General features: G+C 41.3%; 9 protein-coding genes and 1 pseudogene. 6 read left to right on the top strand and 4 right to left on the bottom strand.

Features of this window, described 5'->3' with window-relative positions:
* Positions 1-54 precede the first annotated feature (54 nt).
* The 6 genes and pseudogenes from AC5JL8_RS30260 to AC5JL8_RS30235 all read left to right on the top strand — a co-directional run.
* Positions 55-306: pseudogene (locus AC5JL8_RS30260) on the top strand (four helix bundle protein); the annotation flags it as partial.
* Between the two features lie 126 nt (positions 307-432).
* The gene (locus AC5JL8_RS30255; RefSeq protein WP_495883375.1) at positions 433-1,455 is read left to right on the top strand and encodes a tyrosine-type recombinase/integrase; all 1,023 of its coding nucleotides are present in this window, start codon (positions 433-435) and stop codon (positions 1,453-1,455) included.
* A gap of 208 nt (positions 1,456-1,663) precedes the next feature.
* On the top strand, positions 1,664-1,921 hold the full coding sequence (locus AC5JL8_RS30250; RefSeq protein WP_495883374.1) for a four helix bundle protein: 258 nt from the start codon (positions 1,664-1,666) through the stop codon (positions 1,919-1,921).
* Positions 1,922-1,983: 62 nt separating this feature from the next.
* Complete coding sequence (locus tag AC5JL8_RS30245) at positions 1,984-2,451, top strand: hypothetical protein (RefSeq protein WP_495883373.1); 468 nt, start codon at positions 1,984-1,986, stop codon at positions 2,449-2,451.
* A gap of 2 nt (positions 2,452-2,453) precedes the next feature.
* Positions 2,454-3,143 (top strand): hypothetical protein, encoded by a 690-nt coding sequence (locus AC5JL8_RS30240; protein WP_495883372.1) that lies wholly within the window; start codon positions 2,454-2,456, stop codon positions 3,141-3,143.
* An 81-nt stretch (positions 3,144-3,224) separates the two neighbouring features.
* Positions 3,225-3,950, top strand: coding sequence for a hypothetical protein (locus AC5JL8_RS30235; RefSeq protein WP_495883371.1), 726 nt, complete (start codon positions 3,225-3,227; stop codon positions 3,948-3,950).
* Positions 3,951-4,135: 185 nt separating this feature from the next.
* Here the strand turns inward: AC5JL8_RS30235 and AC5JL8_RS30230 are convergent, their stop codons facing one another.
* The 4 genes from AC5JL8_RS30230 to AC5JL8_RS30215 all read right to left on the bottom strand — a co-directional run bounded on the left by AC5JL8_RS30230 (position 4,136) and on the right by AC5JL8_RS30215 (position 7,928).
* A complete protein-coding gene (locus tag AC5JL8_RS30230) occupies positions 4,136-4,441 on the bottom strand; it encodes a hypothetical protein (protein WP_495883370.1) in 306 nt (101 codons plus the stop codon).
* Positions 4,442-4,453: 12 nt separating this feature from the next.
* Positions 4,454-5,404, bottom strand: coding sequence for a ParM/StbA family protein (locus AC5JL8_RS30225; RefSeq protein WP_495883190.1), 951 nt, complete (start codon positions 5,402-5,404; stop codon positions 4,454-4,456).
* 565 nt (positions 5,405-5,969) lie between these two features.
* Positions 5,970-7,121: a ParB/RepB/Spo0J family partition protein gene (locus tag AC5JL8_RS30220; protein WP_495883369.1), complete on the bottom strand. Its 1,152-nt coding sequence runs from the start codon at positions 7,119-7,121 to the stop codon at positions 5,970-5,972.
* Positions 7,122-7,928, bottom strand: a complete 807-nt coding sequence (locus AC5JL8_RS30215; RefSeq protein WP_495883368.1) for a ParA family protein — start codon at positions 7,926-7,928, stop codon at positions 7,122-7,124.
* Between the last annotated feature and the right edge of the window lie 102 nt (positions 7,929-8,030).

Genomic DNA, 8,030 nt, shown 5'->3' with positions numbered 1-8,030 from the left:
AAGCCCAAAACCTTTAGCTGGCTTGGTTTACAGGCGATTGTCGCCCCTTGAACTCGTTCGGCTCAGTCTGATAAAGACGAATGGCACAAAATGGAAATTGCTTTAAAAGAAGCACGTGAAACTGAATACTGGTTAGAAATTTTAATTGAATCCGAGATTGTTGAGAAAACTAAATTTGAGCCATTGCTTAAAGAAGCGGACGAGATAGTAAAGATACTCGTTGCTTCTACGCGTAAAGTGAAAGATAGATTAAATGGCAGCAAATCCAACAGCAGGAGGATGGAGGCTGCAACTGAGAAGCAATAATTAAACTCTGAGCAAATAATAAATATATTTTCATACCTTCAGCAACAAGACAATTACTTCCGACCTCCGACTTCCGACCTCCGACCTCCGACTTCCGACCTCCGACTTTTAAAATGGTTCCCAGTTGTGAATAGCCCTGAATTAAACAACTTACCTCAAATCAAGCTGATTCCCTTAAATGATGAAAGTTTACCTGTCGGGCATGATAGACAGTGCAAAGCTAGTACAAGACCACCAACCGATATCCGGTGGGTGAAAGTATTGGAATTTTTACGCAGCAATAATCTTGCGCCCAACAGCCGCAAGCTATATGAACGCGAACTGAAGCGTTTTTTGGGATGGACGCAATTGCATTATCATGAACTGCGTCTGCGCCATTTCGGGCAGTACAAAGAGTATCTGATGGAAGTCTGCCGTACAGATACTGGGAAATCCTTATCAAAAAGCAGCATCAATGCAGGGCTTGCCGCAATCAAAAGTTTCTTCAAATGGTTTACTCTGGCTTACCCAGAGTTGCTGACTACTAACCCGACGCTAGGGGTGAAGCTAGAAAAAATTCCTCTGCCAGCAGCACAAAGCTTAACCCCGGAACAGATGGAACGGGTGTGGTCGGCTTTGGAGTTACTAGGAGAAACAAAGCAAAGGGATACTGCACTTGTTCACATTCTCAGCCACGGGTTGAGGGCAGGGGAAGTAGTGAATTTAAATGTCGGGTCATTTGATGGCAAGCTGTTGTTTTTAGGCGATACCAAAAATGATCAACCGCGTTTAGTACCGTTACGTCAACAAAGTCGGGACGTTTTGGCAGATTATTTGCGATCGCGCGTTTGTGGGGGTGAAGAATTAAACAGCGGCTCCCCGTTGATGATTTCCCACCATGCTTCATATAAAGGTGAACGCTTGAGTTACCACGGCATTTACTTTGCAATTGAGAAAATTGGGGAATTAGCTCAAATTGAAGATTTGCATCCCCATCAATTTCGTCATACTTATGCGACTGATTTATTGTTACTCGGCGTTGACCCGACTCATGCTCGCAAGCTGACAGGACATACTAGCGAGAAGGCATTTCGGCGGTATACACTCCGCAGTGAGCAAGAAGCGGCGATCGCTGCTTACTACCGTGCAATTGGCGAAGAAGAAGAATAAAAGGGTATGGGGTGTAGGGTATAGGGTGTAGGTGATGTAAGGCAAATGCGAAATTAATATAAATATAGTATTTGTATAAAATAAACTATGAATGATAAAGCATCAATGCAGTCATATCAAGATTTAAAAGCTTGGCAAGAAGCTATGGATTTAGCAGAAGAATGTTATCGAGTTACGAAACAATTTCCGCGCATAAGAAACTTATGGCATGACATCACAAATTAGGAGAGCTTCTGTTTCTATTCCAGCTAATATTGCTGAGGGCTATGGTAGAAGAACAAGAGGTGAGTATATTCAATTTCTCTACATAGCTCAAGGGTCACTTAAAGAACTTGAAACTCATCTTTTACTTTCTATCCGTGTAGAATTAGCTGTCGCTGAAGCAGTAAATCCAGTTCTTAATCAGTGTAAATTAGTTGGCAAAATCTTACTAGGCTTAATTCGGTCTCTTGAAAGTAGAGCGTAATAGAGTGTTGATTATTTCTGATTTTACTACACCCTACACCCTATACCCTACACCCTTGCTCTATGCCCAAACCACTAGATCCTAAATGTCAGTTATGTTCCAAACTGCCGACCAGCAAAGCTAAAGTGTTACATGGAAGCGAAGGTGACGGGTGTTGGAATCCCCAAGTGTGTCATAATCGGCGTTCGTTCTACCGCCGCCGAAGTGAGAAGAACTCAGCAGAGATTGATGCGCTCGCAGTTGAACCACCAGCAGCGTATTTTGCAGTACTGTATTTATACAAAGAACCAGGAGATAAACCATTACACGCACTCGGTGCAGAACTGTGGCTGGGACAAAAACCGATTTGTCGCCTGCAACCAATTCACTGTTTTGGGCTAACGGCGGGCAAAATACGTGCCTATACAGACATGGTATTGCAGGCATTTGCTAAACAATATGCTATCTCGTTATACCAATATAAGGATATGTTTGAGGTGAGTCCAACCCATTGCCCAGTGCGACCTTGCCCCCTGCACCCTGACTTGTAATCATGACCAGCTATCGCCAATTAACCATTTGGGATATTTTGGATGAAATATCACAAGCGCCACCGACATCGACGCTAGCTCCAGTATGGAAGTGTTTAGATGCAGAGTTAGAAAATTTGCCAGTTGAAGCACAATTATCAACAGCAGCAGCAGCGTTTTACAAAATCGCAGATATACTCAAATCCCGTGCTGAATTATTATTGCAAGACGTGCGCGCTCAAACTGATACTGAGGGGCCAGTTGTCAGCACGGATATCTTTGCTGGGTTAGTACGGACAACGATGCAGCTAGACCTGGACGATTTAATTGAACAACCAGCTTTGCAAACGTTTAGACCACACGGGCCACACCAGTTTTCTCATTCTGCCCAAAACAGCGATTCAATAGCAGCCCCTGTCGAGAAAGAGAACGTCTTGGCAATGCTGGAGATTCAGACTGTAGAAGATGTTCATCGGTTAGCGGGTGATGAAGATGTACAAAAATGGCAAACTGCGATCGCTCAGTATCTAGTAAATATTAAAGGTGAAATTTCATTGATTAAACTACAAAATGGTTTAAAGATGCCAATGGTAGAGGTATGGCTGGGATTGTTGCTAGGTGGTTTTCAATTGGAGCAGCGTGGGGATTTTTATAATAGTCATAATATTTGGGTGATGGGAGATATTGAGGGAAATTTCATTAACTGCTCGTGATATGGTCAAGGTAATTATCAAGGTAAAAGTCATGCTCAGTTTTGGCGGATAGTCCGTTTTTTACCTAGACAGTACCTAGACATGAGCAATACAGGCAGAAAAAAGAAATTAGCATCTTTCAACTGTGACCAAAAGATGTGGTCACAGTTTATCGCTCGTTGCAAGGACAAAGGCACAACAGCAACAGCCACGCTCACCAGTTTTATCGAACTATACCTAGACGACTCGCAAGATGACCTTGATGCAATCGCTGGTCATGATTCAAATAAAAATCTGGACTTTAGGATCAAAGCAAGCATTGAGGAGTACTTATCTAAGTATCTTGTGCCACAAGTAGACAAGTACTTGGCTACCAGTCACAGCAGCGGCAGCACAGATTCAGAAACGATATTAGCTATTTGCTCTCGGCTTGAGCAGTTAGAATTAGGCACAGAACAATTCAATAACAAAGAAACACCCTCAACCGAATATCCCACCACCGATTTAGAACAAAAAATTGAGTCGATAACAGCGAGAATGACACAGTTGTCAGAGGCGATTGTGAAAATTCAAAATTATCTCAACAAGCAACCAAAGCGCTCGAACAGATCATATAACAAGTCATACTCTCAAGGGTATACGCAAAGACTCCAACCATTAACCGAAGAAGGTTTAGCTTCAAGGCTGGGCGTGAATGTGGAAACTTTACGTGAGCAGCGAGTGAATCTACCACCACCGCTTTTTGTGTCATGGTGCAAGGGCAAGGATAGATCCGGTATCGGTTGGGAATTTTTTGAAGATACAGGACTATATTATGCTGTAAGTTAGGGGATATCCAAGAAATAAAATGCCCAGCCGTTTCAATAATATTGTTGGCAAAACCGAGATATTTAGGTGCTTTCGACTTCTAGTCGAAAGCGACGGCTGGGCATTTTATTATTGGCAAGTGCCTAGGCTGCAAGGAATGCTTCAGATAGCAGACTTTTAGAATTTGCCTGTTTCATACTGTACTATTACAAATCAAAATCAAGGGAAAATGTTTCGCCATCTGAATCATTTTGTATTTCTAATGTAGATGGCATTGGAACTGGCTGCTCTGTTAGGTTTTGGTTTGTAGCAACTCCTGTGACAACAGGTGTATGCGTGATTAGCTGTTGTATGGGGAATGCCCCCTTTTTGAAAGCAAAATAGCAATCAATGATAAAGTAAAGCGTCTCTAGGTAACTTTTATCTAGTTGTTGTGATTCTACAAATATGCGTTGACGGTAGCTGTCTTTAATCCGCACTTTTTCCGGTGTATTGTCTTGTGGCTGTGCCATTATGCTCACCTCCTAAATAAGCTGTTGATTCTTTTTAACAATCGCTTTTGCCATTTCAAGAAGCCCACAGGCATTAGCTTCGACGGGATTATCGAGAATTTTGAAACCGTTCTTCTCTAAGAGTTTCTTAAATCCAGGTAACAGGCAACCGCCACCAATCGCCCAAATTTCATCGCCAGTGTGTTTGGCATCAAGTGTGAGATTCACAACTTTCTTCAAGTATTTTTCATACCAATCCTTGAGGCAAACGCTGTAAACATCTTTGATATCAATTTCACGGCTGTACCTGGTATGTCCCATTTCTAGACAAAATCGTATCTTCGATGGCTCGCCAATTTTACCGCCATTTAGATGTTTCATCTTTTGGGAAATATCATCGATAAGAACTTCTACGCCTGTGGGGTAAGGAGTATGAACTTCGCGCTTGCCTTGGTTGTAACGAGAATAGAGAGTTGTACCATTACCAAAATCTAAAACGGTTAATTTTGGGGGAAGTTGTTGCCCAAATAACGCACCCATTCCTTCTGGTACAACTTTGAGTACTTCTATCTTCACCTCTGAAACTTTGCCAGCAAGTACTGGCTGATATTCACCGTTGAGTACTTGTTTGAGGTCGTCTGCTAAACCAACATCATGTAAGCTGACGACTAACTTTAAATGCCAAGCCTTACGATGTGGCAGATGTGCTAATGCACCCAACATAGTAATCAGTGCATTGTTGACCTTGTTTTCGTTATGATCTGTGTTGCGTTCAAAGTGATAACCTGTACGAAAAGCAGATTCACCAACTGTGTAAGCAGTCCCATTAAAAACTACTCGTCCTGGGACATCCTCCATCTCAACAGAAGAAATATAGCTGGGGACGCGAACGACATCAAAACCATCGACTAAAAGTTTTAGGCTGCCGTAACCGTTATCAAAGCCTGCCGGAAAAATTTTTTGCAAGGTGTGAATGTTCGACATAGGGGTCAAGTAGGGTACAAGGTACTAAGTGAAGAAAGATGTCCTAAGTACCACCTATATATACCCTATATAGGTGTTAAATCTCCATAAAATTTCCAAATCGTTTATGGGGTATATATAGGGGTTTTATATACCCCATTAGCAAGTTTTGAAATCTTTATCTATGGACAAAATAAAAGTGGTTTCGCCACTAGCGAATGTCACGTATGAAGCTGGGAAGTAAGCAGTACTTAAGTACTTGTATTATTAACTGTTAAGACTGCAATGACCCATAATAAGCTGTCACGCCTACAAGTTGCACCTATTTTCATTGTCAATAAAAGCTGCAAACTCTCTCCCTTGCTACCTGCCCCTGCTCCCCTGCGGTCTCAATATGCAAATTAAATGTTTAACAGCTTACACTTATTTATTTGTCTACCGCAGCACAAGATCGCTCAAAAAAGCTTCTCCAGCTTGTCTCAACAAATAACGTGCACGAGTACGCTGTTCGGTTCTTAGCAGTAGCTGTTCATAGGGTAAACCCTCTATAAAGAACGGAATTAGCTACAAAAGTGAACAAAATATATTATTCCAACTTTCTCCGAATCTCTTTTACTTTAGCTTCTAATACAGCTAAGAAATCTCGCAGTTGCTCTTGCTGAATATTTTCAACTTTAGTTGCTGAGACATCTCTAATTAGAGAACTGATTTGGTGACTTGACTTCGCTTTTTTTCCAGGAGCATATTCTGCAATAAAACTGGCGACTAAAGAACGAGTTTGAGCTACTGTTAGCCTTTCTTGCAAAACTTGCGATGTAGCATTTTGTCGTATTTTAAGAGCTTTAGATTCCTCTATTTTTAAATTTTTGGAATTCAACTTTTGCAGGGATCGGGCATGGTTAGCACCAAGCCCTGATTTTCTAATTGCAATTTTTAAGTCTTGCGAAAGCCGTAAACAAGGGAAGACATTTGCATCCACAGATGCTGGATTTTGCTGAAAACGTAGCAATAGCAGAAAAATACTTTGCTCAATCTGGTCTAATTCAAATTTCTTGATGCTTTCTAACTGTTCTTGTCTAGGCGCACTAACTAATTCAGTTAATTGAGGCAGAAGTTTTTTCGCATTTAATCTGGCTATTACTCTTCTAACAGCTTTAATTACTTCTTCCTGCTCAATTTCTAGAGCTAGTTTAGCTTGTTGAATCAAACCTTCAGCTAAGTCTAGCTCATTCAAGCTCTCTCGGTGAAGACTAGTTAATAGGGTACGCGCATGTAATTCCTCTTCTGAAAGTTCTTTTGGAAGCATTACTGCATCCAGCATTTCGATTTCTGGTTGTAAGTATTCTGCAACTGACCTCCATCTCCGCTCTCCATCAAAGATGAGATTCCCTGGGAGCAAGATAATTGGCTCTTGTTGCCCTTCTTCTTTAATTGAAACAGCCATACTGCGAATGCTGTCCGACGTGAATGTCTGCCTTACTTGCTTGAGATTAGGTTTAACTTGACTATAGTGAATTTTAAAAATCCCAGATGCTTTCAAATGTTCTCGCAGGTCTTCAATAGTTTGGTTGAGGCGATTACGTTCTTCTTCAGCAAGTTTTCCGTGAACCTGTTCATCTTTTAATCTGGTAATCTCTGCTTGTAATTCTTCTACTCGCTCTTCAAGCTCAAATACTTGCTGTGAACCAGCAGCAGAAGCAAACATTCCTAAGACACTCGGCTTATTTGATTTTGCCATTTATTGACCTCTTATTACCTTAAGTTCTTGAACTAGTGCATCAACAATTTGTACAAAATCTGCTCTTGCTTCTCTGCCTGGTCGATAAATTCCTAAAGGTAAACCTCTTCCAGAAGCATTTAGAATGTCTGCTGACTCCCGAATCGGGGTAAAGTACTGAATTCCTAAATTTTTACAGACTAAAGGAAGCTCCTCAACAATACTTCGATGCGCTCCCCAATCACTTTTCCAACGAGTGGGAACTATACCTAAAATTTTCGGAGTTGGTTTCAATCTCAGCCGTTTGCAGTTGTAATAGTACCACTCAATCATTGCAGCAGCGCTCTGAGAAGCTTTATACTCAGGTTGAATTGGAATTAATACATGGCTAGAAGCGGCAAGAGCAGTTAAGGGTAGAGGCTCTAATGTTGCAGGGCAATCAATAATTACAAAATCGTGAGATAACGGGTAATCACTTAACCGATCTGCAAGAGTATAAGCTCCACGTAGATCCTTTGAAACTACCCGAATTGTCTCATGCAGTTCTTTTCCTCCTTTACAGACTTGAATCTTGTCAATCTTGCCTTGCCATGCTGTAATTAGAGGCCAGTCCCCTTTGAAGTCTGGGTCATAAACATTAGCCATTGTTCCTGGAGTTTTAACTCCTCCTAGCCCACAGAATAAGGTTAATGATTCATTGGGATCGATGTCTAAAAGCGCGACGGAATAACCGCGAACACCTAATTCATAAGCCAGATTATATGAAATAGTACTTTTAGCTACTCCTCCAGCGTTCGTCTCAATCGACAGTATTAAATTAGCAGACATAATTGATGCTCTTTTTATGTAACTATACTTCACGCTCCAAGTCCTGAGATAACGTTATATCAATTGGGCTGAAGATTTTTGAGATAATGTTATATCATTTTT

Source organism: Mojavia sp., assembly GCF_059505145.1.
The sequence above is the reverse complement of the archived record's forward strand: the minus strand, read 5'-3'. Positions and strand labels throughout refer to the sequence as shown.

Coding starts and splice junctions, on each gene's coding strand:
- AC5JL8_RS30245 (WP_495883373.1), top strand. CDS start 1,984: ATGCCCAAACCACTAGATCCTAAATGTCAGTTATGTTCCAAACTGCCG.
- AC5JL8_RS30225 (WP_495883190.1), bottom strand. CDS start 5,404: ATGTCGAACATTCACACCTTGCAAAAAATTTTTCCGGCAGGCTTTGAT.
- AC5JL8_RS30230 (WP_495883370.1), bottom strand. CDS start 4,441: ATGGCACAGCCACAAGACAATACACCGGAAAAAGTGCGGATTAAAGAC.
- AC5JL8_RS30235 (WP_495883371.1), top strand. CDS start 3,225: ATGAGCAATACAGGCAGAAAAAAGAAATTAGCATCTTTCAACTGTGAC.
- AC5JL8_RS30240 (WP_495883372.1), top strand. CDS start 2,454: ATGACCAGCTATCGCCAATTAACCATTTGGGATATTTTGGATGAAATA.
- AC5JL8_RS30250 (WP_495883374.1), top strand. CDS start 1,664: ATGACATCACAAATTAGGAGAGCTTCTGTTTCTATTCCAGCTAATATT.
- AC5JL8_RS30215 (WP_495883368.1), bottom strand. CDS start 7,928: ATGTCTGCTAATTTAATACTGTCGATTGAGACGAACGCTGGAGGAGTA.
- AC5JL8_RS30220 (WP_495883369.1), bottom strand. CDS start 7,121: ATGGCAAAATCAAATAAGCCGAGTGTCTTAGGAATGTTTGCTTCTGCT.